This window comes from Nonomuraea sp. NPDC050227, from assembly GCF_044459705.1.
GTDB lineage: Bacteria > Actinomycetota > Actinomycetes > Streptosporangiales > Streptosporangiaceae > Nonomuraea.
The window spans coordinates 269,312-294,866 of record NZ_JBITJF010000004.1; the positions used below are offsets into that span (position 1 = coordinate 269,312).

General features: G+C 70.7%; 31 protein-coding genes and 1 pseudogene. 9 read left to right on the forward strand and 23 right to left on the reverse strand.

Annotated elements, in window-relative coordinates:
- Window positions 1–73: 73 nt before the first annotated feature.
- The 3 genes from ACIBK9_RS18315 to ACIBK9_RS18325 form a co-directional block, all read right to left on the reverse strand.
- Window positions 74–589, reverse strand: coding sequence for a hypothetical protein (locus ACIBK9_RS18315; RefSeq protein WP_397159446.1), 516 nt, complete (start codon window positions 587–589; stop codon window positions 74–76).
- A gap of 108 nt (window positions 590–697) precedes the next feature.
- Window positions 698–1,162 carry a GNAT family N-acetyltransferase gene (locus ACIBK9_RS18320; protein WP_397159448.1) on the reverse strand — a complete coding sequence of 155 codons (465 nt, stop codon included), beginning with the start codon at window positions 1,160–1,162 and terminating at the stop codon, window positions 698–700.
- A 68-nt stretch (window positions 1,163–1,230) separates the two neighbouring features.
- The gene (locus ACIBK9_RS18325; protein WP_397159450.1) at window positions 1,231–2,646 is read right to left on the reverse strand and encodes an MFS transporter; all 1,416 of its coding nucleotides are present in this window, start codon (window positions 2,644–2,646) and stop codon (window positions 1,231–1,233) included.
- A gap of 90 nt (window positions 2,647–2,736) precedes the next feature.
- Between ACIBK9_RS18325 and ACIBK9_RS18330 the strand changes: the two genes are divergently transcribed.
- Window positions 2,737–3,315 (forward strand): TetR/AcrR family transcriptional regulator, encoded by a 579-nt coding sequence (locus ACIBK9_RS18330; RefSeq protein WP_397159452.1) that lies wholly within the window; start codon window positions 2,737–2,739, stop codon window positions 3,313–3,315.
- 61 nt (window positions 3,316–3,376) lie between these two features.
- Here the strand turns inward: ACIBK9_RS18330 and ACIBK9_RS18335 are convergent, their stop codons facing one another.
- Window positions 3,377–3,814 (reverse strand): hypothetical protein, encoded by a 438-nt coding sequence (locus tag ACIBK9_RS18335; RefSeq protein ID WP_397159454.1) that lies wholly within the window; start codon window positions 3,812–3,814, stop codon window positions 3,377–3,379.
- 415 nt (window positions 3,815–4,229) lie between these two features.
- Window positions 4,230–4,646, reverse strand: a complete 417-nt coding sequence (locus ACIBK9_RS18340) for an ACT domain-containing protein (protein WP_397159456.1) — start codon at window positions 4,644–4,646, stop codon at window positions 4,230–4,232.
- 408 nt (window positions 4,647–5,054) lie between these two features.
- Here ACIBK9_RS18340 and ACIBK9_RS18345 point away from each other — a divergent pair, with 408 nt between their 5' ends.
- Window positions 5,055–6,281: a M28 family metallopeptidase gene (locus tag ACIBK9_RS18345; RefSeq protein ID WP_397159458.1), complete on the forward strand. Its 1,227-nt coding sequence runs from the start codon at window positions 5,055–5,057 to the stop codon at window positions 6,279–6,281.
- 13 nt (window positions 6,282–6,294) lie between these two features.
- Here the strand turns inward: ACIBK9_RS18345 and ACIBK9_RS18350 are convergent, their stop codons facing one another.
- From ACIBK9_RS18350 to ACIBK9_RS18395, 10 genes are all read right to left on the reverse strand, one after another.
- Window positions 6,295–6,630 carry a sulfocyanin-like copper-binding protein gene (locus ACIBK9_RS18350; RefSeq protein WP_397159460.1) on the reverse strand — a complete coding sequence of 112 codons (336 nt, stop codon included), beginning with the start codon at window positions 6,628–6,630 and terminating at the stop codon, window positions 6,295–6,297.
- Between the two features lie 381 nt (window positions 6,631–7,011).
- Window positions 7,012–7,416: an arsenate reductase ArsC gene (locus ACIBK9_RS18355; protein WP_397159462.1), complete on the reverse strand. Its 405-nt coding sequence runs from the start codon at window positions 7,414–7,416 to the stop codon at window positions 7,012–7,014.
- Window positions 7,409–8,500 carry an ACR3 family arsenite efflux transporter gene (gene arsB / locus ACIBK9_RS18360; RefSeq protein WP_397159464.1) on the reverse strand — a complete coding sequence of 364 codons (1,092 nt, stop codon included), beginning with the start codon at window positions 8,498–8,500 and terminating at the stop codon, window positions 7,409–7,411. The genes ACIBK9_RS18355 and arsB overlap by 8 nt, the downstream gene beginning before the upstream one ends.
- A gap of 11 nt (window positions 8,501–8,511) precedes the next feature.
- Entirely contained in the window at window positions 8,512–8,853 is a 342-nt protein-coding gene (locus ACIBK9_RS18365) for an ArsR/SmtB family transcription factor (protein WP_397159466.1), read from the reverse strand.
- A gap of 150 nt (window positions 8,854–9,003) precedes the next feature.
- Window positions 9,004–9,876 carry a GNAT family N-acetyltransferase gene (locus ACIBK9_RS18370; protein WP_397159468.1) on the reverse strand — a complete coding sequence of 291 codons (873 nt, stop codon included), beginning with the start codon at window positions 9,874–9,876 and terminating at the stop codon, window positions 9,004–9,006.
- A 9-nt stretch (window positions 9,877–9,885) separates the two neighbouring features.
- Window positions 9,886–10,221 carry an ArsR/SmtB family transcription factor gene (locus ACIBK9_RS18375; RefSeq protein ID WP_397159470.1) on the reverse strand — a complete coding sequence of 112 codons (336 nt, stop codon included), beginning with the start codon at window positions 10,219–10,221 and terminating at the stop codon, window positions 9,886–9,888.
- A 361-nt stretch (window positions 10,222–10,582) separates the two neighbouring features.
- Window positions 10,583–11,440: an aldo/keto reductase gene (locus ACIBK9_RS18380; protein WP_397159472.1), complete on the reverse strand. Its 858-nt coding sequence runs from the start codon at window positions 11,438–11,440 to the stop codon at window positions 10,583–10,585.
- Window positions 11,441–11,939: 499 nt separating this feature from the next.
- Window positions 11,940–12,755: an FAD:protein FMN transferase gene (locus ACIBK9_RS18385; RefSeq protein ID WP_397159474.1), complete on the reverse strand. Its 816-nt coding sequence runs from the start codon at window positions 12,753–12,755 to the stop codon at window positions 11,940–11,942.
- Window positions 12,755–13,330, reverse strand: a complete 576-nt coding sequence (locus tag ACIBK9_RS18390) for an FMN-binding protein (RefSeq protein ID WP_397159476.1) — start codon at window positions 13,328–13,330, stop codon at window positions 12,755–12,757. Before ACIBK9_RS18390 ends, ACIBK9_RS18385 begins: the two co-directional genes overlap by 1 nt.
- A 9-nt stretch (window positions 13,331–13,339) precedes the next feature.
- Window positions 13,340–14,719 (reverse strand): ferric reductase-like transmembrane domain-containing protein, encoded by a 1,380-nt coding sequence (locus ACIBK9_RS18395; protein WP_397159478.1) that lies wholly within the window; start codon window positions 14,717–14,719, stop codon window positions 13,340–13,342.
- A 158-nt stretch (window positions 14,720–14,877) separates the two neighbouring features.
- Here ACIBK9_RS18395 and ACIBK9_RS18400 point away from each other — a divergent pair, with 158 nt between their 5' ends.
- Together ACIBK9_RS18400 and ACIBK9_RS18405 are read left to right on the forward strand one after the other, a co-directional pair.
- On the forward strand, window positions 14,878–15,609 hold the full coding sequence (locus ACIBK9_RS18400) for a response regulator transcription factor (protein WP_397159480.1): 732 nt from the start codon (window positions 14,878–14,880) through the stop codon (window positions 15,607–15,609).
- Between the two features lie 26 nt (window positions 15,610–15,635).
- On the forward strand, window positions 15,636–17,051 hold the full coding sequence (locus ACIBK9_RS18405; RefSeq protein WP_397160177.1) for a sensor histidine kinase: 1,416 nt from the start codon (window positions 15,636–15,638) through the stop codon (window positions 17,049–17,051).
- Between the two features lie 126 nt (window positions 17,052–17,177).
- Here ACIBK9_RS18405 and ACIBK9_RS18410 read toward each other — a convergent pair whose 3' ends face one another.
- The 4 genes from ACIBK9_RS18410 to ACIBK9_RS18425 are packed head-to-tail and all read right to left on the reverse strand — an operon-like array spanning window position 17,178 to window position 19,077.
- Window positions 17,178–17,387 (reverse strand): hypothetical protein, encoded by a 210-nt coding sequence (locus tag ACIBK9_RS18410; protein ID WP_397159482.1) that lies wholly within the window; start codon window positions 17,385–17,387, stop codon window positions 17,178–17,180.
- 22 nt (window positions 17,388–17,409) lie between these two features.
- A complete protein-coding gene (locus ACIBK9_RS18415; RefSeq protein WP_397159484.1) occupies window positions 17,410–17,619 on the reverse strand; it encodes a DUF4287 domain-containing protein in 210 nt (69 codons plus the stop codon).
- A 29-nt stretch (window positions 17,620–17,648) separates the two neighbouring features.
- Window positions 17,649–18,494: an alpha/beta fold hydrolase gene (locus tag ACIBK9_RS18420; protein WP_397159486.1), complete on the reverse strand. Its 846-nt coding sequence runs from the start codon at window positions 18,492–18,494 to the stop codon at window positions 17,649–17,651.
- Window positions 18,495–18,537: 43 nt separating this feature from the next.
- Window positions 18,538–19,077, reverse strand: coding sequence for a dihydrofolate reductase family protein (locus ACIBK9_RS18425; RefSeq protein ID WP_397159488.1), 540 nt, complete (start codon window positions 19,075–19,077; stop codon window positions 18,538–18,540).
- 109 nt (window positions 19,078–19,186) lie between these two features.
- Here ACIBK9_RS18425 and ACIBK9_RS18430 point away from each other — a divergent pair, with 109 nt between their 5' ends.
- Window positions 19,187–19,843 (forward strand): TetR/AcrR family transcriptional regulator, encoded by a 657-nt coding sequence (locus ACIBK9_RS18430; RefSeq protein WP_397159490.1) that lies wholly within the window; start codon window positions 19,187–19,189, stop codon window positions 19,841–19,843.
- Between the two features lie 419 nt (window positions 19,844–20,262).
- Here the strand turns inward: ACIBK9_RS18430 and ACIBK9_RS18435 are convergent, their stop codons facing one another.
- On the reverse strand, window positions 20,263–21,234 hold the full coding sequence (locus ACIBK9_RS18435; RefSeq protein WP_397159492.1) for an AraC family transcriptional regulator: 972 nt from the start codon (window positions 21,232–21,234) through the stop codon (window positions 20,263–20,265).
- A 71-nt stretch (window positions 21,235–21,305) separates the two neighbouring features.
- On the opposite strand from ACIBK9_RS18435, the gene ACIBK9_RS18440 reads away from it, so the two are divergent.
- Together ACIBK9_RS18440 and ACIBK9_RS18445 are read left to right on the forward strand one after the other, a co-directional pair.
- Window positions 21,306–22,151: an SDR family oxidoreductase gene (locus ACIBK9_RS18440; RefSeq protein ID WP_397159494.1), complete on the forward strand. Its 846-nt coding sequence runs from the start codon at window positions 21,306–21,308 to the stop codon at window positions 22,149–22,151.
- Window positions 22,148–22,504: a DUF4440 domain-containing protein gene (locus tag ACIBK9_RS18445; RefSeq protein WP_397159496.1), complete on the forward strand. Its 357-nt coding sequence runs from the start codon at window positions 22,148–22,150 to the stop codon at window positions 22,502–22,504. The genes ACIBK9_RS18440 and ACIBK9_RS18445 overlap by 4 nt, the downstream gene beginning before the upstream one ends.
- Window positions 22,505–22,742: 238 nt before the next feature.
- On the opposite strand, the gene ACIBK9_RS18450 is transcribed toward ACIBK9_RS18445, so the two are convergent.
- The 3 genes and pseudogenes from ACIBK9_RS18450 to ACIBK9_RS18460 all read right to left on the reverse strand — a co-directional run bounded on the left by ACIBK9_RS18450 (window position 22,743) and on the right by ACIBK9_RS18460 (window position 24,151).
- A complete protein-coding gene (locus tag ACIBK9_RS18450; protein WP_397159499.1) occupies window positions 22,743–23,042 on the reverse strand; it encodes a cold-shock protein in 300 nt (99 codons plus the stop codon).
- Between the two features lie 74 nt (window positions 23,043–23,116).
- Window positions 23,117–23,431, reverse strand: a pseudogene (locus tag ACIBK9_RS18455) (nucleotidyltransferase domain-containing protein); the annotation flags it as partial.
- 36 nt (window positions 23,432–23,467) lie between these two features.
- Window positions 23,468–24,151 carry a GNAT family N-acetyltransferase gene (locus ACIBK9_RS18460; protein WP_397159501.1) on the reverse strand — a complete coding sequence of 228 codons (684 nt, stop codon included), beginning with the start codon at window positions 24,149–24,151 and terminating at the stop codon, window positions 23,468–23,470.
- 87 nt (window positions 24,152–24,238) lie between these two features.
- Here ACIBK9_RS18460 and ACIBK9_RS18465 point away from each other — a divergent pair, with 87 nt between their 5' ends.
- Together ACIBK9_RS18465 and ACIBK9_RS18470 are read left to right on the forward strand one after the other, a co-directional pair.
- A complete protein-coding gene (locus tag ACIBK9_RS18465) occupies window positions 24,239–24,973 on the forward strand; it encodes a TetR/AcrR family transcriptional regulator (RefSeq protein ID WP_397159503.1) in 735 nt (244 codons plus the stop codon).
- A 199-nt stretch (window positions 24,974–25,172) separates the two neighbouring features.
- A complete protein-coding gene (locus ACIBK9_RS18470) occupies window positions 25,173–25,466 on the forward strand; it encodes a hypothetical protein (protein ID WP_397159505.1) in 294 nt (97 codons plus the stop codon).
- The last annotated feature ends 89 nt before the right edge of the window (window positions 25,467–25,555 follow it).

Consider the following 25,555-nt stretch of genomic DNA (forward strand, 5'->3'; position numbering starts at 1 on the left):
GTCACCGGACGCTGTCACGACATGTGCCGGCCAGGGCCCGGCGCCGGGCGGGGGCTTTGCAGAGGACGACCGGTCAGAACTTGCCGGGCTCGAACCTTCGGACGAAGACGTAGGTGTCGGATCGGCTGACCAGCTCTATCACTCTCCTGCGCGGGTGCTCCAGCATGGTGACCTTCACGCATTTCAGCGTGACCCGGCGCCGGCCGAGGAGCGCGTCGTAGGAGAGGTACATCTTGTCGAAGCCCCGGTTGTTCCTCATCCCGACGCCCAGCTGTGTGCGGAACGTCCTCGATCCCGGCGGGTTGAACGGTTTGGCGGCCACGATCGCGTCGGTGGCCTCGGCGGGGCAGCGTACGAGCACGCGAACGTAACTGTCCTGACGCGGGCGACGCGGCCTGATCTTGACCCCCGTCCAATTGCCGATCCCCGCCGGTGCCTTGGGCCGGCCCGCCGCTCCCTCAGGGTTGGTCTGGAGATCGGCACTGTCGCCCTCCTCCACCGGAGGGTCGGGCACCGGCAGGACGGGCGCGGCCGCCGCGATCGTGCAGGGGGTTGCGACAAGGGCCGCGAGCAGGCCGAATGTCGCCACAACCCTCATGATCTCCCTCTCGACGGGCATGTGAAGCGATTGACGATGGAAGGGGGAGTATCCCCAGTATGCGGGCGAGCCCCGGCAAGGAAGGGGATGCCACGCCGTTCACCAGGTGTTCGACGGTTCCGGGCGAGTCCGCGCCGGTTGCCAGCGGCAGATCTTCTTGGCGGTGAGGGTCGCGCCGATGCGGGCGTAGAAGCGTTGCGCGGCGACGTTGGCTTCGGACACCTCCCAGCGGATCACCTTGCCGTCGGCGGCTTCGGCCGCGGCCTGCATCAGCCGTTCGCCCACGCCGTCGCCGCGTTCGGCGCCGGTCACGTAGAGGTCGTCCAGGGCGAGGTAGTCCTGTCCGGACCAGAAGCTGATGCGCTCCAGCCAGGAGACGTAGCCGATGGCCCGGCCGCTCCGCTCGGCGATCAGATAGGTGACCTCCGGGCGGGCGAGCATCCGCGCCAGATCCTCGACGCCTACGGTGATGGCCGCGGCCTGGCCTTGGTGTTCGGCCAGACCGCGAATGAGGTCGTGCACGACGGCGGCGTCTTCGGGCGTGGCACGACGGATCGTTGTCACAGTGATCCTTTCCAGTCGGGTTCAGGGGAGTTGACAGGCCGTGGCGCCCGCGACCGGGCGGTCCCCGCTCACTGAGAGCCGGCTTGCGCCGTGGGTGACGGGCGGCCGGGCGTTACCAGCGCTGCGACGACCGCGCCGACCGCCGATGCGCTCGCGGCCACGGCGAATCCGCTGGTGAAGCCGTTCAACGTGGTCCCGGCCAGGCTCGCGGCTGCGACGCTGGACATGACGGCGGCTCCGATGGACGCACCGAACTCGTGGAAGGTGCTCACGATGCCGGAGGCGATCCCGGCCTCGTGGGGCGCCACTTGACCGAGCGCGGTCGCCGAGGCGATGACGAACATCGCCCCGGTGCCCGCCGCCGCGACGGCCACGCCTGCCACGACGCTGACGACGTTCGTCGAGAAGGCCGGTACGGCCATGCCGATCGCCGCGACCGTCAGACCCGCGACGGCCAGGGCGCGCCCGCCCCAGCGGCCGAGCAGGCGTCCGGTCAGGTTGGCGCCGAGCATCGTCGCCAGCGCGACCGGCAGGAACAGCAGCCCGGCCTGCAGCGCGCCGTAGCCCAGAGCGTGTTGGAAGTAGAAGGTTCCCAGGAAGAACACCGCGATCATCAGTGCCGTGGCCATCAGGATGAGGAAGGCCCCGACCGCCACGGGTCGCCGGGCGAGCAGTCGCACGTCCATCAGGGGCGAACGCGCCCGCCTCTGCCACAGCACGAACAGCACGTAGCCCACGGCAGCGGCGAGCACGAGCCACCCGGTGAGGGCGCTGAGCCACCCCCGCTCGCCGGCGGCGATGAGGGCGTAGATCAACGACGCGCCGGCGGACGTCACCAGGATCGCACCGAGCACGTCGAGCCGGGGCCGGGAGGCGGGCGAAGGCGTACGCGCCGGGAGCAGTACGGCGAGGACCACGGCGATCACCAGGCCGATCGGCACGTTGACGTGGAACACCCACGACCATCCCGGACCGGCGGTGAGCAGGCCGCCCAGGAGAACGCCGAGCGCGGCGCCGCCGCCGCCGAGCGCGGACCAGACACCCAGGGCCTTGTTCCGCTCCTCTCCGTCGAACAGGGCGACCACCAGTGACAGCGCCGCGGGCGACAGCAGCGCGGCCCCGACGCCCTGGGCCACCCGACCGGCGAGCAGCATGCCCGCCGACCCGGCCAACCCTGTGACCAGCGAGGCGACGGTGAACAGCAACAGGCCGGCGATCACGATCCGCTTGGCGCCCAGCAGGTCCGTGATGCGGCCGCCGAGCAGCATGAGGCCGCCGAAGGTGAGCGTGTACGCGCTGACCGTCCAGGTCAGGGCCTCGCGACCGAGGGCGAGGTCCGTCTCCATGTGGGGCAGCGCGATGGCGACGACGGTGACGTCGAGGATCAGCATGAGCTGGGCCACGCCGAGGAAGCCGAGGATGCGCCACCGGGCCGGGAGCGGCTCGTGGAGCTCTGCCTGAGCGGGCACTGCAGGTTGGGTCATCAGATCCTCCAGCCGATATCTCGTATGTCCATATACGAGTTCCGCTGGTCACTATAAGCCGTATATGCGCATACGAGATAGACTGGGGGCATGGCTGCACCTCCTGCGCGCTCCAGGCGCCGTGCCGATGCCGAGCGCAGCATCGCCCGCATCGTGTCCGCGGCACGCGAACTGATGCGTTCGGACCCGCATGCGACCACCGATGACATCGCCCGCGCCGCCGGCGTCGGGCGGATGACCCTGTACGGGCACTTCCGGACCCGGGCCGACCTCGTCGAGGCGGCACTGGTCGAGGCGCTGCGAGACGGTGACGAGCTCCTGGCCTCCGTCGACCTGACAGGCGACGCGCGCGAAGCCATGGGCCGCCTGCTGGCGTCCAGCTGGGAACTGGTGGCCGAATCAGCGGCCCTGCTGGCCGCGGCCGAAGGAGTCCTTCCCGCGGGACGGGTCCGGGACCTGCACGCCGAACCCGCCCAGCGCATGGCCGACCTCGTCCACCGTGGCCAGGATCAAGGCGTCTTCCGTACCGACCTGCCCGCCGCCTGGCTGGTCAGCCTCACCCACTACATCCTGCACGGCGCGGCGAACGAGGTACGCCAAGGACGCCTGGCCCGTGACGATGCCGCCGACACGGTCACGAAGTCCATCCAGTCGGTGCTGGCCGCCTGAGGCGGGAGCCCGGTTCCGGCGTGGGGCGGCGGACTCACCGCATGCGTGGCCTGGACAGGATTCAGAGCAGTTGTGCTTGCGCGAATCCGGCGAGCAGCACGGCGAAGCCGCCGATCTCGCCCACGATGAGCACCGCCATGAACGCCGTTGTGCCGCGGACGGGATGGCGGAACTGATTGCCGGTGTCCCGGCGCCGACCGTGAAAGACGTAGCTCGCGATCGCCGCGACGAAGAACGCCACGACGACTCCCGCCGCGACGAGATCGACTGCCGCCGGCCAGCCGCTCAGCTCGACGAAGACAGCGATCAGCAGGGTCGCGAACGAATACAGCAATGCGGCGCGATGCGCGATGTCCACATAGGGGTGAGCCCTGTGGCGCGCCGAGTGGATCACCTGCCGGTAGTTCCATACGCCCAGCACCAGGGCCGCCATGAAGATCAGTCCTGCCAACAGCAGCACGACGACGGTGTCGTCCCCCAGGGGCACGGCGCTACGCATGACGGGCCTCCGGGAAAGGGCCGGGTGGCGAGGCCGGCTCTGACCCGTCGTGAGAAACGGCGAGTCCGCCGCCTGAGGCGACCGGCGTGACCGTTCTGGCCGACCGGCAACTGACCGTTGCTGATGCTCGTCCCTCTCTCGGCGCTTCTCGCGGTGCCACGCCCCACTACCTCTCCGATAACTCGAACATAGATGTTCGGGTTATTGGAGCCTATCTGACTCTTCGGCGCAGGGGCGACAGCTGAGGGCTTCCACTCCGAACCTGACCAGCCGCCGCCGGGCCGTCCTGGCCGGACGGAACGCCGAAAGCGTCGGCGACCTGGGCGGCCCGTCGCCGTCGCGCCCGTACGCGAGGCCCGCGACCGGGGCGCGCTCATGGTCGGCTTCCGTCCCGCCCTGGTTCGCCTGGCCCCCGCTACGGCTGCGCGGCACCGGCGGCGTGATTCCCGGCGGCACTCGCGCCCTGGCTCGTCACCTGGTGCCCCGCTTCCTCAAGGACGGTGATGGCCTGTTGTTTCCTCGGCTCGGGAACCAGAACCAGGTCGGCATGGAAAGTCGAGGCGACGAATACCGGGATCGCCGCCTCCGCCAGCGGCTTGACGATCGCGGACAGCATTCCGGGAATGTCCAGGCCATGCGCTGTGGCGCCTCCGTAGAAGCCGATCCACTGCTCCGCTGCGTCCACACCGCTGGCCTCGCGGACCACGGTCAGCCCTTCCGGAGCTCGGACGAGCACCAGCCAATCGTCCTCGGGCACCCCTTCATGCGGCAGATGCTCGACGGCGAATGCGGCAGACAGGATGTTGAGGTGCTGGGCGGTAGATGCGTTCATGGGCATGTGTCTACCAGGCACCCCTTATTTCGACCCCCGTCTATCTTGACGAACGTCTAAGCAGCGTGGGATCGTCATGCCTGATTCGACAAAGGTCGAAGTGTTGATGCCTCGACCTCACACCCGCAGAAGGGAAACCATCATGACGACGGGCCAGACCAGCGGCGGCTTCATCGGCGACCTGGCAGAGGCTTTCGCGCCGCCCGCCGCCGGTGGCTGCTGTGGAGCTCCTGCCGCCGCCTCCGCGGCCGGTGACACGGCCGACCAGGCAGAGGCAGCCGCAAACGCCTGCTGTGGCAGCACGGCCGCCGCCCAGCAGGCCGCCCAGGCCGGTTGCTGCGGTCAGGCCCCAGCCGCCGCCCCGGCCGTCGAGGCAGCCGCCACCGGCTGCTGCGGATGACCTCCACCATGCCGGACCTCCCTCAGGCGCCCGGCCTGGCCGCCGTCGTGGAGCGGGTGTCGGCGGCGCGGATGCAGGCCACGGTGCACGAGCTGGCCCGCGACCGCTACGCCGGGCGGCGCGTGGGCACAGCCGGAGGTCGCGCCGCCGCCGCCTGGCTCGCCGAGCGGCTGCGCGAGCTGGGCGCCGAGGTCGAACTCGACTCCTTCCCCGTCGCCGACGTGCGGGAGCTGTATGCCACCCCGGTGCTCGAATGGAACGCAGGCGACCGAAAGCTGCGCCTGGAGCACCGGCGGGACTTCGTCGAGCACCTCGCCACCGCCGACTCGCCGGACCTGCGCACCGCGCCGCTCGCCGCCGCCGCCGAGGCCGACCTGCGCGGCCGATGGGTGCTGGCCGAGGCCGGGGACTGGGCGCACGCGTGCGAACGAGCCGAGGCCCACGGCGCGGCCGGCGTGCTGACCGCGCGCGGCACCGACGCGGAGGGGTGGATGCCCAAGATGATCGCCGGACCGGCCCCCCGCGCCGTCCCGATCATCGCCCTTCGCGCCGACCTGCACACCCGCCTGGCCGACGCGCTGGCCGCCGGGCCGGTGCGGGTGACCGCGTCGATGCCGCTCCGGCAGATCTCCACGGACGGCCGCAACGTGCACGCCCGCTTCCCCCACGCCGGAGGAGCGGGGAGCGGGCCGCGAGTACTGCTGGCCGCGCACTACGACGGCGTCGGCGACGACCCCGGCCTGCGGCTGCCCGCGGCCGCCGACAACGCCTCCGGCGTGGCCGCCGTCCTGGAGGCCGCCCGCGTCCTGACGGCGGACCCGGCCGTCCGGGCCGAGCTGTCGGTGGTCTTCCTGGACGCCGAGGAGGCCGGGGCATGGGGCTCGGCCCACCACGCGCCCGCGCTGCCGTCCGACACATTGGTGATCAACCTCGACGGCGCCGCGCACCTGCACCAGGCCGCCTCGGTCGAGGCCGGGGGCCCCGCCCACGCGCTGCTGGCCACCCTGGACCAGGCCGCCCGCCTGACCGGCGTGCCCCTCCGAGCGGGCGCGATGGCCTCCGACAACCGCCGCTACGCCGCCGCCGGCCTGGCCGCGATCGGCATCGGCATGGGCATGCCCGGCTACCAGACCCCCGCCGAAACCCCCGACCGCGTCGAACCGGACACCCTCGTGGCGGCGGCCCGGCTGCTGGTCGCCACCGTGGGGCTGCCGGCCGCCCAGACCTCGATCTGATCAGGCCCGTGGCCTAACCGGTGACGTCGAGTTCGGCGTACATGCCGGCCGAGTAGTGGCCCGGGAAGTTGCACAGCAGCTCGTATCGGCCCGGTCGCAGTGTCAACGTGGTCCAGCTCGTGGATCCAGGAGCTATGCCGTTCCCGGCGCCCGCCCCGCACGTACGAGACGCCTCGCCGAGGCTGCCCGCCTCGCTGACGCGCCCGTCCGAACCGGTCACCCGCCGTCCCGGCGCGTGCCCCGCCGGGAGCGGCAGCACGACGACCTCGTGGGCGAGGACCCCCTTGTTGTACGCACGCAGCGAGACCTTGCCGGCGGGAACGCTCGAAGGCGTGGCCGTCAGTCTCATCCGCGTGCCATGCGGCCCTGAGCCGTACGGGGGGCCAGGGCGCACCATGCCGGATCCCATCTCCCCGAGGGACACATCCACCACATGCCCTTGGAGCGGTGGCGCAGTGCACGCAGGCTGCTGATGTGGCGTGATCGCCGCACCCGGCGCGGCTCCTCCCAAGCCGAGGTTTGCGCACATGACGGCGCTGATCGATGCGTACCTGATGGTGTGCAGCCACATGCTCGGCACCTCCGTCGCTCCGCCTCCGCTTGAGGCCGGCCGTCCTGAGGCTCTGGGTGAGGAGACCTCACCCAGGTCCACCTGCCCCAACGGAGCCATGGCATGCGCACGCCCCCATCCGTCTCGTGGCCGCCTTCGCCGTCGTTCAGTGCAGGCGAGTCAGCCAGGCAGCAACTCGCCGAGCAACTTCTCCACTTGGAGGCGGATGTCGTCGCGGATGGCTCGGACGGCGTCGATGCCCTGGCCGGCGGGGTCGTTGAGCTTCCAGTCCTCGTACCGCTTGCCGGGGAAGATCGGGCAGGCGTCGCCGCAGCCCATCGTGATGACCACGTCGGAAGCTTGGACCGCGTCGACGGACAGGACCTTGGGGCGGGCGGCGGTGATGTCGATGCCGACCTCGGCCATGGCCTCGACAGCGACCGGGTTGACCTGCTCGGCCGGGGCGGAACCGGCCGAGCGGACCTCGACGCGGTCGCCTGCCAGGTGGGTGAGCCAGCCGGCGGCCATCTGGGAGCGTCCGGCGTTGTGCACGCAGACGAACAGGACGCTGGGCTGGTCAGGCATGCATGGGCTCCTTGGCGAACAGGCGGCGGCCGGCCAGGCTGACGTAGACCAGGGCGACCAGGACGGGAACCTCGATGAGCGGGCCGACCACTCCGGCCAGAGCCTGGCCGGAGGTAACGCCGAAGACGCCGACCGCCACCGCGATGGCCAGCTCGAAGTTGTTGCCGGCGGCGGTGAAGGCCAGGGTGGCGGAGCGCTCGTAGCCCAGGCCGATCAGCTTGCCGGCCAGGAACGATCCGCCCCACATGAGCGCGAAGTAGGCCAGCAGCGGCAGCGCGATGCGCGCGACGTCGCCGGGCTGGGCGGTGATCGTGCCGCCTTGCAGGGCGAACAGGATGACGATGGTGAACAGCAGCCCGTACAGGGCCAGCGGGCCGACGCGTGGCAGGAAACGGCTTTCGTACCAGTCCCGGCCGCGGGCGCGTTCGCCGAGCCTGCGGGACAGATATCCGGCGGCCAGCGGGATGCCGAGGAAGATGAGCACGTACTGGGCGATGTCCCAGGCCGAGACCTGAAGCGCGGACTGCGCGAGGCCGAGCCAGCCGGGCAGCACCTGCAGGTAGAACCAGCCCAGCGCGCCGAACGCGACCACCTGGAAGACCGAGTTGAGCGCCACCAGGACGGCGGCGGCCTCGCGGTCGCCGCAAGCCAGGTCGTTCCAGATGAGCACCATGGCGATGCACCGCGCGAGCCCGACGATGATCAGGCCGGTGCGGTACTCGGGCAGGTCGGGCAGGAAGGCCCAGGCCAGCGCGAACATCAGCGCCGGGCCGAGCACCCAGTTCAGCACCAGGGAGGAGAACAGCAGGCGGCGGTCGCCTGTGACGGAGCCCAGACGGTCGTAGCGGACCTTGGCCAGCACCGGGTACATCATCAGCAGCAGTCCGAGCGCGATCGGCAGGGAGATGTCGCCGATCTTCACCGCTTCCAGCGCGGTGTTCAGCCCCGGGACGAGTCGTCCGAGCAGCAGTCCGGCGGCCATGGCCGCGACGATCCAGACTGGCAGGAACCGGTCGAGCGTGGACAGGCCGGCGATGACGCCCTGCGCGGGCGCGGCGGCCGGCGGTGAGGTGGAAGAGGACATCGCGTTGTTCCTCAGACGGGCGCGGGCACGTCGAGCAGGGCCGACAGCTCACCCAGCGTCTCGGGAACCAGCCGGTAGTACACCCAGGAGGCACGCCGCTCCGAGGTCAGCAGGCCGACCTCCTTGAGCACCTTCAGGTGGTGGCTGATGGTCGGCTGGGACAGCTGGAACGCGCCGGTGATGTCGCACACGCACACCTCGCCGCCGGCCCGGCTGGCCACGATCGACAGGATGCGCAGCCGTACGGGGTCGCCCAGCGCCTTGAACACGCGCGCCACCCCGGCCGCCTGCTCGGCGTCCAGGGGCTCGCGCATCAGCGGCGGGCTGCACTCCAAGAGCTCCAGAGGTTCCACGTCTTCTCCGTACGAAATCGATGTCTCTCTATATTGACACATATCGAAGCCATGAGACGTCGGGGAGCTTGGGTGAGATCTCGTACGGCGAAGGGCGCAACGCGGCTCCAGCCGAACGGTAGTCCGCGAACCGCCGTCCCGGGCGGCGACTCAGACCCCGGTCGAGGTGCTGCGGCGCTCGATCATCAGCACGTCCCGCCAGAGGCCGCGGTGACAGCCGATGCGCTCGCGGGTGCCGACCACCCGGAAACCGAGGCCCTGGTGCAGGGCCAGGCTGGCGGCATTCTCGGGGAAGACGCCGGACTGGATCGTCCAGACGCCGGCATCTTCGGCAGCGGCGATGAACGCCGCCAGCAGCGCCCGGCCGATGCCGTGAGCCTGGCAGCCGGGGTGGACGTAGATGCTGTGCTCGACCACTCCGGCGTAGACCGGGCGGGACGACACCGCCGAGGCGGCCACCCAGCCGAGCACCTCGCCGGAGTCGCTGTCGGTCGCCACGTACCGCAGATGCGGCAACCGGCTCGCGGTGAATCCCTCCCAGCTGGGTGCGGTGGTCTCGAAGCTGGCCTGGCCGGTGTCGAGCCCGGCCTGGTAGATGGCCAGCACCTCGGCGGCGTCGCCCTCGCGCATCGGCCGGATCTCCAGGCCGGGCCCGATGGCGGGCTTGACGGCCTGGGCGGTGGCCGAGTGCACGCCGTCTCCGTGATCGACGGTCAGCGTGATCATGACGGCGACGAAGCCGGCCGCGACGAGCAGATCCCGGTACTCCTGCACGGTGAGCGATCCGGCGGCGCAGCCGATGCGCTGCTGGGCCCGCCGTCGCGCCTGCTCGTCGAGCGCCTGCGCGGTGACGACGTCGCTGCCGCCGAACCGGCCGCCCGGCCGCAGCACCCGGTACGCCTCGGCCAGCACCGCCGCCTTGTCGTCGGACAGGTTGATCACGCAGTTGGAGATGACCACGTCCACCGTGTGGCCGGTGCGGGCCAGGGCGGAGCAGTGGTCGACGATCTCGTCGTGCGCCATGGGATCTCCTCAGTCGCAGACCGGTGCGGCCGGCACGGGGTTGCCCATCACCACGTCGGCGGCGGTGGGGAAACAGCTCACGCAGGCTTCGTTGATCCGGTACAGGCTCGACGTGCCTTGCCTCTCGACCAGCACGAACCGCACGTCGGCCAGGATCTTCAGGTGGTGCGAGACGGTGGACTGGCCTACCCCGGAAGCGGTCACGATCTCGCCCACGCTCATCGGCGCTCGCCTCCGCGCAAGCAGCGACACGATCTGAATCCGAGTGGCGTCGGCCAGGGCCTTGAACCAGCTCGCATACTCCTCAGCCTCGGCGCGCGGCAGAGGCCCCCTTGTCTCATTCATCGAAAATCGACGATAGTCGATTTGTGGCGAGCATGGAAGCCTCTCATGGCACACGCCGCGAACACCGGCTCGCTGGACGCGACCCGCTCGCCGCGCCTGCCCTCGCGACTTGGCGTCCCCGACGCAGAAGCGCAGAGGCGACGAACCGATGTAGAGCGATCGGAGGGTGGGCGGCTTGCGGGTGCACTGCACGAACGAGGATCTGAGCAGGGCCGGACAGGAAGTCGAGCCGGCGGCCGAAGACGGCAACCAGGGCATCCTGCTCGCCGGGGCGGCGACGCCATCGGGGCCCAGGCCGCACGGAAGCGGCGAGAGGCCCCGACCAGCGCTGACTGGCCGGGGCCTCTTCCTGACGCGGCCGTCACCTACCGCTGTAGACGGGGAACACGCTGGAGTCGCCGTAGTCCCGGGCGTGCAGGTTCTTCAGGGCGCCCATGTCCGCCTCGGAGATCTCGAAGTCGACCTCGGCGTTGGAGCGCATGTGCTCGGGGTTGGAGGTCTTGGGCAGGGACACGGTGCCCAGCTGCAGCGTGTAGCGGATGCACAGCTGCGGGACGGTGACGCCGTACTTCTCCGCCATCGCCACCAGCTCGGCGTTCTTCAGGATCTCGCCATGCGCGATGGGCGAGTAGGCCTCGACGAGGATCTGCCTGTCCTCGCAGTACGCCAGGAGCTCGGTGGGCGTGTTGCCGGCGTGCACCAGCAGCTGGTTGACGTGCGGCGTGACGGTCGCGCCCCGCAGGAGGCTCTCCAGGTCCTGCTGCAGGAAGTTCGAGACGCCGATCGAGCGGATCCTGCCGGCCTTGTGCGCCTCCTCGAGCGCGCGCCAGGCCTGCCGGTTGCCCTCGGCGTAGTCGTCGCCGCGGAAGTCGTCCCACGGCTGCGGACTGTGGATCAACATCAGGTCGACGTAGTCGAGCCCGAGCTTCTTCAGCGAGCCGTCGATCGCGGCGACAGCCCGGTCGTGGTCCTTGATCTCCGCGGCCAGCTTCGTGGACACGAACAGCTCGTCGCGGGGTACGCCCGCCGTGCGCACGCCCTCGCCGACGCCGCGCTCGTTGCCGTAGGCCTGCGCGGTGTCGATGTTGCGGTAGCCGATCCCGACCGCCTCGCGGACGGCTCCGGCTGCCTTGTCGTCGTCGATGAACCAGGTGCCGAGGCCGAGCCTGGGGATCTGGACGCCGTTCGACAGGGTGTAGGTCTCGTTCAGGATGGTCATGCGCTCGTTCCGTTCTTCGGCAGCGAGCCGTACGCCTCGTCGGTGACGGGCTCGAGCCGTTCGTTGCCGAGGTTCTCGCCGGGGGTGATGACGGCGACGTGGGAGAACCACGCGTCGGCCTTCGCCCCAGATGTGCCAGTTGTTGCGACAGCCCGGCTCGAAGCTCCCCTTGCTGGCCGGGACGCTGCCGTCGGCCAACGGGGCCAGGTAGCTCTGGCCGATGAAGTGCCGCGCGTAGGCGTCGTTGGGCTCTGCGAGCGGGAAGCTCTGGTCGAACTGGGTGGCAGCCACTCGTGGTTACTTCCCAATCTCATGCGTACGCCACTCCGGGCGCGGTGCCCGACCACCGGGTCCGGAACGGTGGGGGGGTGAACGCCTGCTGCGTGGCTTGCGCCGGTACGGCCAGCAGACCGGTGGCGCCGACCGCCATCGCGGTGGCGATGAGGGGGGCGGATCGGGAGCGTCTTCGTCGTCTCTTTTCCTGTGAGTGCTCCGGATCTCACTCTGACGCGTGCCGCCACCCGGCGCCTTCTCGTCCGGAAGGGGTGAGCCCGGACCGGACGCGGCCGATGCGGGAGGTGGCCATGCCCGGGAAGCCGGAGGTGTGCCAGGTGGCGCCGGTTGGAGTGACGGCGAACGCTTCTACGCCGGAGAGCCCTTCGATCCAGGCCCGGGCCGCCGTGCCCATCGCGAAGGCGGCGGTGGCGTAGGCGTCGATCATGGTGAGGCCGGTGCCGGTGAGGGTGATCGAAGCCAGGTCCAGCGCGGGCCGGCCGGTGTGGGGGTTGGTGATGTGCGGCCCGCGTTCGGCCGTGCCGGAGGTCGCCACGGCCAGGTCGTCTCCGGCGATCACCGTGGCGGTCGTCCCCGGGCACAGCGGGTGGGCGACCGCGATCCGCCACGGCCGGTCGGGCGCGGGTCTTCCAGCGCACTGGAGGTCTCCGCCGCCGTTCAGGCAGTGATTCACGGCCCCGCAGCGGGTGAGGATGCGTGACGCCTGCTCGATGGCCCATCCTTTGACCAGACCGGACGGGTCGAGGTGGCCCGAGGGGCGGGTGGTGAAGTAGCCGCCGGACACCTCCGTCACCGACGTGCACAGTTCGAGGACGTCGGCCACTTGCGGCGGGCAGTCGTCCAGGCCGATCTCGCCTGCGTCCAGGCGGCTGACGGGGCTGTCCGCGCGGTAGGTCGAGAAGACGGCGTCCACCTGGTGCAGCCAGGCGACGGCCTCGGCGACGGCGTGCCGCCCGTCGCCGAACGGGGGGCGGAGGTCGAAGGAGAAGACCGTGCCCATGACGTGCTCGACGTGTCGCATCACAGCCCGGCCCGGTCCAGGGCGCTCTGCAAGGATTGGACGTAGCCCTCGCTGGTGTACGTGGCCCCGGAGACAGCGTCGATCTGGGCCGATCCTGCCGCCAGCGCCTCGTCATTGAGCGTCGGCAGCGCCTGGCTGTTGATGGCGACGTCGCGATGATTGCCGTCGGGGGCCTGGAGCACCCGGATGCCGGCCATCTTGCCGCCGGACAGGACGAGCTCGATCTGCACGGGCCCCCAGCGAGTGGTGGCGACGTCACCCGTGACGACCTTGTCCCCGCCGGTGGCGCCCGCGACGGCGCCCGGCCCGGTCCAGGTGCCGTTGACCTGCGGGACGGTGACATCCTGCCGGCGAATCGAAGCGCTGTCTGCCTTCCCGTTCTCGTCCTCGCTGTCGTCGCCCACGTCCTTCTGCCGGCGGCCGGCGGGAGGCTCGCCGGCGCTCGACGGCGGGGCGGTGGCCTGGGAGACGGCGGACGGCGGCGACGCCACCGTGGTGAGCTCGTGCGGCTTGAACGACAGGAGCAGCACCAGGCCGACGGCGGTGACGAGGACGGCGAACATCGCTCTGCGCATGGGGATTCCTCAGAACTCGAACGACTCATGATGAATGTGGCGATCCGGTATTCCGGCGGCGCGCAGCGCGGATACCGCCGCGCCGGTCATCCCGGTGGGGCCGCACACGTAGACCTCGTGCCGCGCCAGCTCGGGCACCAACCTTGCCAGGACCTCCGGCGTGAACGGATCTCCGACCTGGTCGCGCGGGCCGACGCAATAGTGCAGGGCCGCCTCACGCCGGCCGGCGATCTCCGCCAGCTCCGTACGGAACACCAGATCCTCTTCGCTGCGTGCGCGGTAGAGGAGGGTGAGATCGCCGGGCGCGGCGGGGATCGACTCGAACAGGGCACGCAGCGGGGTGATGCCGACCCCGCCCGCCACGAGCAGCACCTTGCGCCCGTGGCGTCGCCGGCCAGGGGTGAACGCGCCGCTGGGGCCTTCGGCGACGACCCAGGTGCCCGGTCGCAGGCGAGCGAGACGTCTGCTCTGGTCTCCCAGGTCCTTGACGGTGATGCGCAGTTCGTCGGGCTGGGGGACGGCCGACAGCGAGTACGGGTTGGCTGACCACCACAGATCCCTGGTGAGGAACCGCCATCGGAAGAACTGACCCGGCTCGGCCCTCAGCCTGTCCAGGCGGCGGCCGGAGAGATAGACGGAGACGACGCCCGGCGCCTCCGGCTCTACCCGGTCGACCCTGAGCCGGTGCCGCAGCGCCTGGCGGATCGGAGTGAGGAACCGGTACCAGGCGAGCACGGCCGCGACCCCGAGATAGAGGGCGTACCAGGCGGCGCGGGCGACGGGCGAGCCGACGAACTCGCTGCCGGTCGACAACTGGTGCCCGAAGGCCAGCCATGCCGCCAGATAGGTGTAGAAGTGCAGGTGGAACCAGGTTTCGTAGCGCAGGAGCGGCCGGATCGCGCGTGCCGAGACGATGCCCACGCCCACCAGGAGCAGTACGGCCACCGTGGCCGCGAGCACGTCGGGGTACGACAGGTTCAGCGTCACCGTCTCGCTCGCCACGTCGGTGCCGTCCGCCACGGCGTAGCCCCAGATGATCAGCAGCGTGTGGGCCGTCGCCAGTGCGACCACGTAGCGACCGCCCATCGCGTGCCAGCGGGCGAGGCGATCGGAGCCCACGCCGCGCTCCAGCGGCGGGATCCTGGCCATCAGCGCGAGCAGCACGGCGATCCCGTATGCGGCCAGCAGACCGGTGATCCGGCCGGCCCCGCCGAGCCAGTCCCCGAGGCCGGCGACACGTGGGGTACCGCACCACCACAGGACCAGCACGGCCGGCGCCCCTGCGGCGATGACCGACAGGACGGCGGCGGGATGGGCGCGGACGGCTCCGCGCCGCCCTGTCCCTGTCCCTGCCCCGGTCGCGACTCGTCCGGCCGAAGCGATGCTCACGATCGTCCCCCTTGGGCGGAGTTCCTTCTCCATCGCGAGCACACTGCCAGCCGAACTTCTCTGTTCCCTCTGAACGAGGCATATCTCCGCCGTTCAGAGGGTTCTCAGAGGTGAGACAGACGGTCCGCAGAGCGAACAGGGGGATCCTGATAGACACCATGCAAGCCAGTGCCCGTGAACTTCCCGAACTGCGCCGCGCCGACGGCGCGCCCGTTCGCGTGCTCGTCGTCGAGGACGAACCCGACCTCGCCGAGGTGCTCGGCACCGTGCTGCGCGAGGAGGGCTGGCAGGTCCGCACCGCGGGCGGTGGTGCCGTCGCCGTGAACGTGGCCCGTGACTTCCGGCCGGACGCGGTGCTGCTCGACATCATGCTGCCCGACCTGGACGGCCTGGAGGTGCTGCGTCGCCTGCGGGCCGACGCGCCGCAGGTGTGTGTGCTGTTCCTCACCGCCAAGGACGCGGTGGAGGACCGGATCGCCGGGATCACGGCAGGCGGCGACGATTACGTCACCAAGCCGTTCAGCCTCGCGGAGGTCGTCGCCCGGTTGCGCGGCCTGCTGCGCCGAGCCGGCATGGCCCAGATCGCCGAGGGGAACCGGCTGGTCGTCGGCGACCTGACCATGGACGAGGACGCCCGGGAGGTGACCCGCGCGGGGGAGCTGGTGGAACTCACCCCGACCGAGTTCGAACTGCTGCGTCTCCTCCTGCGTAATCCGCGCCGGGTGCTCAGCAAGGCCCAGATCCTGGACGAGGTCTGGTCCTACGACTTCGGCGGCCAGGCGCACGTGGTGGAGCTCTACATCAGCTACCTGCGCAAGAAGATCGACTCCGGGCGCACGCCGCTGATCCACACGGTGCGGGGCGTGGGTTACGTGCTCAAGCCATCATGAGGCCGCATACCCTTCGCGGCCGGCTGATGGCCGGAGTGCTGGTCCTGCTCGCGCTGGCCTGCGCCACGATCGGCGTGGGCACCTCGATCGAGCTGGAGCGCTTCCTGGTGGACCGGCTGGACCAGCAGTTGTCCATGGCGGCCGGCCGGTTCGCCGTCACACTCGAGCACCGCCGGGAGGAGGAGCGCGAGCGCGGCGACAGCCGTGGTCAGTCGATCGGCACCCTTGGCGTGCGCATGGTGAACGGCCAGGTGATCAACGCGGCCGTGGTCCGGTCCCGTAGCGCGGACGACGCCGAGCCCAGTCTCTCCGCCCAGGACGTCGCCGCCTTGGCCGCCGTACCGGTGGACGGGCGCGGCCATGCCGTGGAGCTGTCCGAGCTGGACGACTACCGGGTCATGGCGACCCGGGGCAAGGACGGCGACGTGCTCATCGACGGGCTCCCGATGGAGGGAGTCGAGGCCACGGTGCACCGGCTGATCCTGGCTGAGTTGGTGGTGTTCGCCGTGGTGATGGCCGCGGCGGGGACGGCGGGCGCGCTGTGGGTGCGGCTGTCCCTGCGGCCGCTGCAGCGGATGGCTGCCACGGCGCAGCGGGTCAGCACGCTTCCGTTGTCCAGCGGTGAGGTGGCGCTGCCCGACCGCGTACCGGTTGAGGACCAGCGTACGGAGATCGGCCGGCTGAGCGAGGCCTTCAACCGGATGCTCGGGCACGTAGCTGATGCGCTCACCCGGCGGCACGCCAGCGAGCAGCGGATGCGGACCTTTGCTGCCGACGCCGGCCATGAACTGCGAACCCCTCTGGCCACCATTCGGGCTCACACGGAGCTGGCTCGCCGCCATGCCGCCGAGTTGCCGGCCGCGGTGGGGCACTCCTTGGAGCGGATCGAGGCCGAGTCGGCACGGATGGGCACGCTCGTCGACGACCTGCTGTTGCTCGCCAGGATCGACGCGGGACGGTCGCTGGCCCGCGAGGAGGTGGATCTGACCCGCGCGGTGATTGACGCGACCGGCGACGCCCGAGTCTCGGCCCCCGACCACCTCTGGCGACTGGAACTGCCGGAAGACCCGGTGACAGTGATCGGCGACGCCGCGCGTCTGTACCAGGTGGTGGTGAACCTGCTCAGCAACGCCGCCCTCCACACCCCTCGGGGTACCACGGTGACGGTATCCGTGCGCGTCCTGTCAGAGGAGGTGGAGCTGACCGTGACCGACGACGGGCCGGGCATCCCCGAGGAGATCCAGCAGGAACTGTTCGAACGGTTCGTCCGCGCCGACAAGGGCCGCTCGCGCGCCCTGGGCGGCAGCGGGCTCGGGCTGGCCATCGTCAAGGCCGTGACCCTCGCCCATGGGGGAGCCGTGTCCATCCAGAGCCGGCCAGGCCGTACCGCCTTCCGCGTGACTCTCCCCGCCGCGAGCCGTTCTGAGGCCGGACCGCATTAGATGGCCGAGCGAGGTCGACGACACGCTCGCCGTGGCCACCCTCTACTGGGCCACCAGCGGCATCGGTTCCTCCGCAGCTGACGCGGCTCCCGACGACAGCTGTGATTGTCCGCAGAGGAGCGGCGATCATCGCAGGTTGAGGTAGGCACGGTCGCTGGTTCGTAGCACCCCGCCGTGGAACATGCCGTCGTCGACCAGACGCCCGGGCCCTTCGTGGAAGCTGACGACCGGTGAGCGATCCGACGACCAGACGGCGGGGAGGACGGCTTCGGCCCATGTCGGATCAACGTAGTCGGCGCTCGACCACCCCTCAAAGGATGTGCGTGCGGCGTTCATGCGAGCCGAGCCGGCCGCCTGCCTACGCGCGGCCGGCCAGGGTGTGGGCGACCAGGGCGTTGGCGTGGCCGTGGCCCAGGCCGTGCTCGGTCTTGAGCCAGGCGACCAGTTCCATGTGCTTGGTCAGGGATGAGGTGTTGATGAGGTCGATCCAATCCTGGACGGGACGTCCGTACCTGGTCTCGATCGAGGGGAAGTAGCTGGCGGGGTTGCCCTTGGCCGGTGCGGTCATTCTCTGAGCTCCGTTTCTGCTGATGAGGGTCAGGCCAGTGCCCTGCGGATGATGTCGGCGCTGGTGAGAGGGGCCATCGCCAGGCCCTGATGGTCGCCGGGGAACACCAGCGGCACAGTGCCGAGCCGGTCGGCCAGCGCCTTGGCCGACAGGGCGGGGACGCCGTCGCCGGAGGCGGCCCCGACCCCGACGAAGATCGGAACGGAACCGGACCGCAGCGCGGCGACGTCCGGCTCGAAGCGCAGCACGGGCAGCAGGACGTGGCCCAGGAAGTAGTCGAGGTTGCCCTGGATGCGGCCCATCATCTCCAGCGCTTCGGGCGGCATCAGGGAAGGGTCGGGCATGGCGGGCGGCGGGGCGTCCGGCCCGTCGACGGTGGCGATGAACTTGCCCATCGCCGCGCCGACGCCGTGGTCGCGGTGGGTGTCGTGAACGTCCTGGAACGCCGCCCGCCACCGGTCGTGGTCGGGCAGCAGTTCCGGGAGCGGCGGCTCGTGCACGACGAGGGCGCGCACCTGCTCGGGGTGGCGGGCCGCCAGCTCCAGGGCGGTGAGCGCGCCGCCGCTGTTGCCCAGCACGTAGGCGGGTTCGTCGGTCAGGGCGGCCAGCAGCCGGGAGGCGTCGGCGGCGAAGACCGTGACGTCGGTGTCGCCGGGTGGCCCGGTGAGGGGGCTGCGGGACAGGCCGCGCTGGTCGTAGGTGACCACGGTGTAGCGGTCGGCCAGCATGGCTGCCAGTCCGGCCAGCGTCCCTGCGTCGGCGGGGGCGCCGGGGATCATCAGCAGAAGCGGCCCGGACCCCCGCACCTCGTAGTGCAGACGCGCACCGGGCACCTGGAGCGTCTTGGTCTCGGCCTTGATCTGGACGTCGTTCATGAGGGTTCCGTTCTCGGTCGGTGAGGGTGAATCAAGAAGGGGATCAGGCAGGCCGGTAGGTCAGGTCGAGGACGCCGTTGGCGAAGGTGGCCGACCGGGTCAGCTCCAGCGGGACCGGCGGGGTGCCCTCAGGGAACAGGCGCATGCCGGCGCCGACGACCAGTGGGTGGACCAGGAGCCGCAGTTCGTCCAGCAGACCGGCTGCGAGCAGGGCGCGGACCAGGCTGATGCTGCCCGACAGCGTGATCGTGCCGCCGGGCTGGTCCTTGAGTTCCTTGACCGCCGCGATCGGGTCCCCCTCGATCAGCGTGGAGTTGCTCCAGGTGACCTGGGTCAGGGTCGTGGAGGCCACGAGCTTGGCGATGCCGTTGATCGCCTCGGCCATCTCGCCGTTCTGGTGCGGCCACACCGCGGCGAACGCCTCGTAGGTGACCCGGCCCATCAGCAGCGTGTCGGCCTCGGCGTACATGCCGCCCACCGCCGCGCCCATCTCCTCGCTCAGGTACGGGAAGTGCCACCGCTCCGGTGCCTCCACCACGCCGTCCAGCGAGACGAACAGCCCAGCTACGATCTTCCGGCTCATTTCACGAACTCCTGACCAGGTAATACGTTATGTGGACGGCATCCACATCTGAATGCGAGAGGAGTATGACATACTTTTGTGGACGCCGTCCACATGAGAGGTTCCGGCCATGCCCGAGCGCCCCGGCAAACCCACCCGCGACACCTACCGCCACGGCAACCTGCATCAGGCGCTCGTGGAGGTGGGCACCGAACTGGCCCGCGCCGGAGGCCCGGACGCGATCACCCTGCGCGAGGTCACCCGGCAGGCCGGGGTCGCCCCCAACGCCGCCTACCGGCACTTCCCCAACCGCGACGCCCTGGTGCAGGCGGTCTCACTCCGAGCCATGGCCGAACTCGCCCACGCCATGGAGGAGGACCTCGCCGCCCTCGATCCGACCGGCGACCCGGCCCGGACCGCCCTGGCCCGCTTCCGCGCCGTCGGCACCGGCTACCTGCGCTTCGCCCGCACCGAACCCGGCCTGTTCCGCGTCACCTTCTACGTCCCCGACGACATGACCCGGGCCCAGGTCCCCGCCTCCGCCGGACCAGGCGGCCTGACCCCGTTCCAACTGCTCGGCGCCGCCCTGGATGACCTGGTCTCCTGCGGTCTGATGTCCCCCGAACGCCGTCCAGGAGCCGAGTTCCTGGTCTGGTCGTGCGTCCACGGCCTGGCGGTCCTGCTCATCGACGGCCCCCTGCGCGGACTCCCCGACGAACTCGCCGATCCAGCCGTGCACGACCTGATCGACCTCGTCGAGAAGGGCCTGCGACCAGGCGCCGAGTAGTGCTGTGTCGGGTCCGCCGGCGAAACTGGCGCGGCGGGAGGCTGCGACTCGGCGTCGACCCCCTTGTATCGCTCTGCGAGTCTGTGGCGCAGATCAGCGCCGCTTGACTGTTCGCCACCCGGCGCACCTCCGGCGCGATGTCGTACCTGACCTGTCTCCCCTCGGACCAGTACGCCCCCGAGAGCGCCGCGGCGGCCAGCGTCCTCGCGCCGTGACGTAGGGGGCGACGAGCCGGTACGGTCCGCCATGGGCGATGTACGGCGGAGCAAGGTCGTCCGGCGAGGGCGGTGTGACGTCCGGCTCGGGGCACGTCAAGCTGACGCTTCCGGCGGAGCCGTACGACGTCGGGACCACCACGAAATCCGGGAAGACGAACGTCACGGTGACCGACGACCCCGGCACTCCCCGGAAGATCACCGTCACCAGGGCGGGTTCCGCGTCACGTCTGCTGTCCCGGGTGCGGTGTCCTGCGTCCAGCGGCGGCGGTAGTCGCCGGGAGTGGTCCCGTACTGCTGGCGGAAGGCCAGGTGGAAGCCGACCGTCGAGTGGTAGCCGACGCGTTCGCCGATCCGGCTGTGGGGGAGCGTGGTCTCGCTCAGCAGCCGTGCGGCCTCCTGCATGCGGCGGGCGGTCAGGTGCCGGATCGGCGCCTCGCCGACCAGCTCGCGGAAGGTGGCCGCGAACGCCGAGCGCGACATCCCGGCCTGGGCGGCCAGCGACTCGACCGTCCAGGGCTCGGCGAACCTCGTCTGTACGGCGTGCAGCGCCGTCCCGATCGCCGGGTGACGCAACGCCCGCAGGACCGGCGAGCCCTCGGCCATCTCGCCCACCGCGGCCCGCAACGCCAGTACGAAGACCAGCTCGAAGGCGCGCAGCGCGACCAGCGTCGCGCCGGGCTCGGCCAGGTCCCATTCGCCGGCCAGCCGTCCGAGGGTGCCGTTGAGCAGCCCGTGACCTTCCAGCGTGGCCCGGTCGAGCACCAGGACGGGCGGCAGCGTCCGGTAGATCGGCGAGCCGGCGGCCCGGTCGTAGTGGAGCCCGCCGCAGAGCAGGACGGTCCGCTCGCCGGGCCCGCCCAGCTCGACGGTGCGCACGCCGCCCTGCGGCCGCTCGGGCAGCACAGCCGCGAGCGGCACGGCGGGACGTCCCGGCCGGTCGCCCAGCCGGTGGGCGCTGCCGTGCGGGAAGACGGCCAGGTCCCCGGCGCGCAGCAGGACGGGCTCGGCACCGGGCAACTCGACGGCACACGTGCCCTCGTGCACATAGTGCAGCAGCGCGCAGTCCTCGGCCTCGCCCGCGACGCCCCAGGGCGACCCGGCCTGCCAGCGGCTGTGGAAGACGCCCTCCAGCCGCAGCGGGGCCAGCAGAGCGCTCAGCAGGTCACCATCCACCGGACGATCCTTAAATAAATCGATATTTCGTTTTATGGAGCGTATCGCCGACTCGGTGGAGGCTGTCCGGTATGACGTTTCTTGTGATCGGCGCGGCAGGCGCCCAGGGCGGCGCGGTCGCGCGGCGGCTCGTCGCCGAGGGGCACACGGTACGCGGCCTGACCAGGAGCGGCCGAGTGCCGCACGGGGTGGAGCCGGTCGTCGGCGACCTCGGCGACGCCGAGGCGGTGAAGGCGGCCTTCGCCGGGGTGACGCACGCCTCGGTGACGCTGCCCATGGTCTACGAGCCGGACACGGTGGCCGCCCACGTCCATCATGTGCGCGACGCCGCGCTGGCGGCCGGGGTGCGGCGGCTGGTGTTCAACACCGCCAACCGGCTGCCCGAGGCCGCCACGCAGGTGGCGGCCTTCGAGACGCGCCGGTGGGCGGTGCGGACGCTGCGGTCGGCCGGGCTGCCCGTCGTGGTGCTGTGCCCGCCGGTCTACCTGGACAACCTGGCCGCGCCGTGGGTGACGGGCCCGCTGGCGGCCGAGGGCGTGCTGCGCTACCCGCTGCCCGCCGACCTGCCGGTGCCCTGGCTTTCGCACGACGACCTGGCCGCCGCCGCGCACGCCGCGCTCGTGCGTGACGATCTGGAGGGAGCCGTGCTGAGGCTCGGCGGGCCCGACGTGGTGACCGGCGACGAGCTGGCGGCCGCCTTCGGCGCCCGTTACGCCGCTCAGGATCCGGCCGAGTTCGAGTCGGGCCTGACGATGGCGCTGGGCGCGCCGACGGCCGCCGCGGTGGCTGCCACCTACCGCTGGGCCGCCGCCGACCGCGACCTGTTCGCGCCCGACCCCGCGGTGGCCGAGCTGCTGGGCCTCCGGCTGACGCCGCTACGCACCTGGATCGCCGCCCAGCCCTGGGCGAACCGGTGAACGGCGTCGAGGCGGAGATCGTCCGTCACCACGAGGTCATCGAACGCTGGCTGACCGGCGCCGCCGCGCGGGAGGAGTTCGCCTGCTTCGCCGACGCCCACGCCCCCGGCTTCACGCTCATCACCCCTGACGGCCGGACGCTCACCCGCGACCAGGTCCTCGCCGAGGTCGAGGCACTCCACGGCAGGGCGCCAGAGCTGACCATCGAGATCCGCGACGTACGGATCGTCGCCTCCCACGGCGCGCTCGTGGCGGCCACCTACCAGGAGGTCCAGCCGGATCGGACCCGGCAGTCCACCGTGGTCCTCCAGGCCGCCACGTGGCTGCACCTGCACGAGACCTGGCTCCCGTGACGTCCCCGGAGGAGCAGCTCACGCGCGTCGGTGGCGACGTGGTCCTTGTCGTTCGCGACGAGCACGATCCCGAGGCGATGGCCTTCCTGATCAGTTGCTCCGCTCCAGCCGGGACCGTCACCTCGCCACGTCGTGAGCGCCACGGCGGCCTGCCTGGCTGCTGCCCAATGTTGCCTACGCCGCCGTCGTCACGAAGGCACGACCGCCGCCGGCGCCGGCCGGCTCCTCTTGTCCTTCTCTACAGCACGCGGACGTTCTCGGCCACGTAATCGAAGCTGTCCTGTGACCGTTCGACGCAGTCGAATTCGACCTCGTCACCTGCCTCCAGAACGCGATACCCGCTCGCCGAGATATCGCTGAAGTGCACAAACGCATCACGATCTGCCGGAAGGTCGGGGGAGGAGATCGCTCCCCACCCCTTCTCGGGCAGGAAGAACTTCACCGTGCCTCTAGTCATGATCGTATTCTCGCTGTCCACCTCTGGAACGGCCACTGGGTTTAGCAGCGGCTCAAGGAGGTCGGATCCCTGCCTGGTCATCAGCCGGGCACCCCACCACGCTCGACGCCGCCACCAACCTGCTGACCATCCACGCCATCGGCGCGCCGCGCGATTCAGAGCCGGGGCGCAGGGCGGCGATGTGTGGCAGGGGACCTCGAACCCGTACCTCTCGCCGAGAGCGCGAACGTCCTCAAGATCTTTGTCCTGGGGCGTGTACGCCGTCTTGAAGCTGAACATCCATTCAGCAGCGATGCGCCGCACTTTTCGCCCGGCGATGACACCCGTGCCCCACCGTGCGAACAGCTCCTTGAGACGCTGCGCGTGCACGGGCGACGGCGATGTCCAGGTCGGCGTGTTCCGCGGGTCTGCTTGCCGAGAGGTGCGTCGACACACCACCCGCCATCGATCCAGACAGGGAAGTTCTCTGCAGCGAGGCCGTCGTATGGCGGCGGTGCGGCCCGGGATCATCGCCGCTTGGCGGACGTCCGCGTTCCGGCCTCCTCGGCGGCGCGGCCGGCGCTCCAGACCATCGTCCGTTGGTGGACCCGCCGGCCGTCGTGGCGGAGGCCGGGAACCAGTGGCGCCGAGCCGTGCTCGGCGAAGCCCATGCGCTCGAAGAACCGCACCGCCCGGCTGTTCTCGACCAGGGTCTGCAGGTGGCAGCCGGGAGATCCGGCCTTTCTGAGCCGGTCGAGCCACCGGGTCATCAACCCGTCGGCGGCGCCGGTCCCTCGAGCCTCGGGTGCCACGTTGATGTGCAGGTGCGCGGGCCACCTGGCGTCGGCGAACTCGCCGACGCCAGGCTGCCTGCGGACCGCGGCCCACGCCAGATCGGCCAGGCTGCGCGCGAAGAAGGCCGCGGGCCTGGGCCGGAAGACCAGCCGGTAGGTCCGCATCGCCTGCTCCATGCGCTCGCCCTCGCCGGGGAACCTCGCACTGTCGAGGCATCCCGTCAGGTAGCCCACCAGGGCGCCCCCGGCGACGGCCACGAAGAGCGAGCCCGGCTCCAGCTCCATGTAGGGATCCAGGTAGACGGCCGCCTCCGAGTCCATGTGCCCCCACAGAGATGCCGTGGGAGCGCCCTCGACGCGCTCGAACAGCTCGCGCAGCTCAGCGCGGTCGCTCGGTGTGAACGTACGGATCTCCATGACGCCTCCCACACGGTGTACGGTCTACTCTGTACGATATACACGATAATGACGTAGACAGATTACGGCCGTGCGAGAGGATGTTCGATGGCAGAGCTGCCACCCGTCGTGGCGCGGATGTGGGGCCGCGAACCCCTCACGCGCAGAGGCCCGAGACCGCGCCTGGACCTGGCCACGATCACGACCGCCGCCATCGAGATCGCCGACGCCGAGGGGCTGGCCGCCGTCTCCATGAGCAACGTCGCCGCCCAGGTGGGCGTCGCTCCGATGGCGCTCTACCGGTACGTCGGCAACAAGGACGAACTGCTGACCGTCATGGCCGACAGCGCCGTGCCCCCACCGCCCGAACGCGAGAACCTGTCCTGGCGCGCCTACCTCGCCATGTGGACGCGGCTCACCCGCGACCTCCTGCTGTCCCGGCCCTGGCTGCTGGATCTGCGCCAGGGCACCCCGCCCATGGGCCCGCGGCGGCTGCTCTGGCTCGACCGGGCCCTGGACGCGCTGTCCGATACCGGACTGGACGACGGCCAGAAGTTCAACGCCGCCACGGTGCTGAGCGGCTACGCCCTCACCGTGGCCACACTCACGCACTCGCTCGGCGCCGGCGGTAAGGAGCTCGCGGCCAGGGCCGAGGGAGCCGCCGAGTACGGCGAGGTGCTCACCGAGGTCCTGGACCCCGCGACGTACCCGGCACTGTCGGCCATGATGCGCTCCGGCCTGCTCAAAGACTCCACCGGCTGGACAGAGGACGCCGACTTCCGGTTCGGCCTCGACCTCCTGCTGGACGGCATAGAGGCGCTGATCGCCCGCCGGGCCCGATAGTCGCTCCCCGGCGGAGCAAGCCGTCGTTCCCGCCTCGTTCGGGCCGAAGAGCCGACTCGACACGGTTCTTCGTGCACCGCCTTGACCTGCTCGAACAGCCCCTAGCGCTGATCGCTGTCCCGTTGTTCTTCGCCCGCGAAGCATGCCCCGACCGGCTCGGGATCTTTCGGGTGATCGCTCGGACGCCCTGAAGATCACAATGACTTCCAAGCCAGACACCAGTGCCATGCACAACGGCGGGCGTCATCCCGACGGCGTGGGGTCGTCATACGGCAGCTACATCGGCAAGTGCCTGCGCGGGCAGATCGCGGTGAGCGGGGGCTACGAGATCATCGACTTGTACAACGAGGCGGCCGTGCCGGACGTCATCGTGTCCAAGGCGGCCCTGGTGTTCGACGCCGACGGCAAACCCCGCAGCTACGAGGTCAGGGCCAAGAATCCCACGGACCGGTTGCTCAACGTCTACTCCCGCGTGCACTGCGTCCCGGAGTGAGGCATCCTGCGAGATCAGGGTTGAGGTCAGGGTTCCGCGTTTCCGCAGACTTGATGCGATGGCCGTCGCCGTCCTGTTCGAACACCACG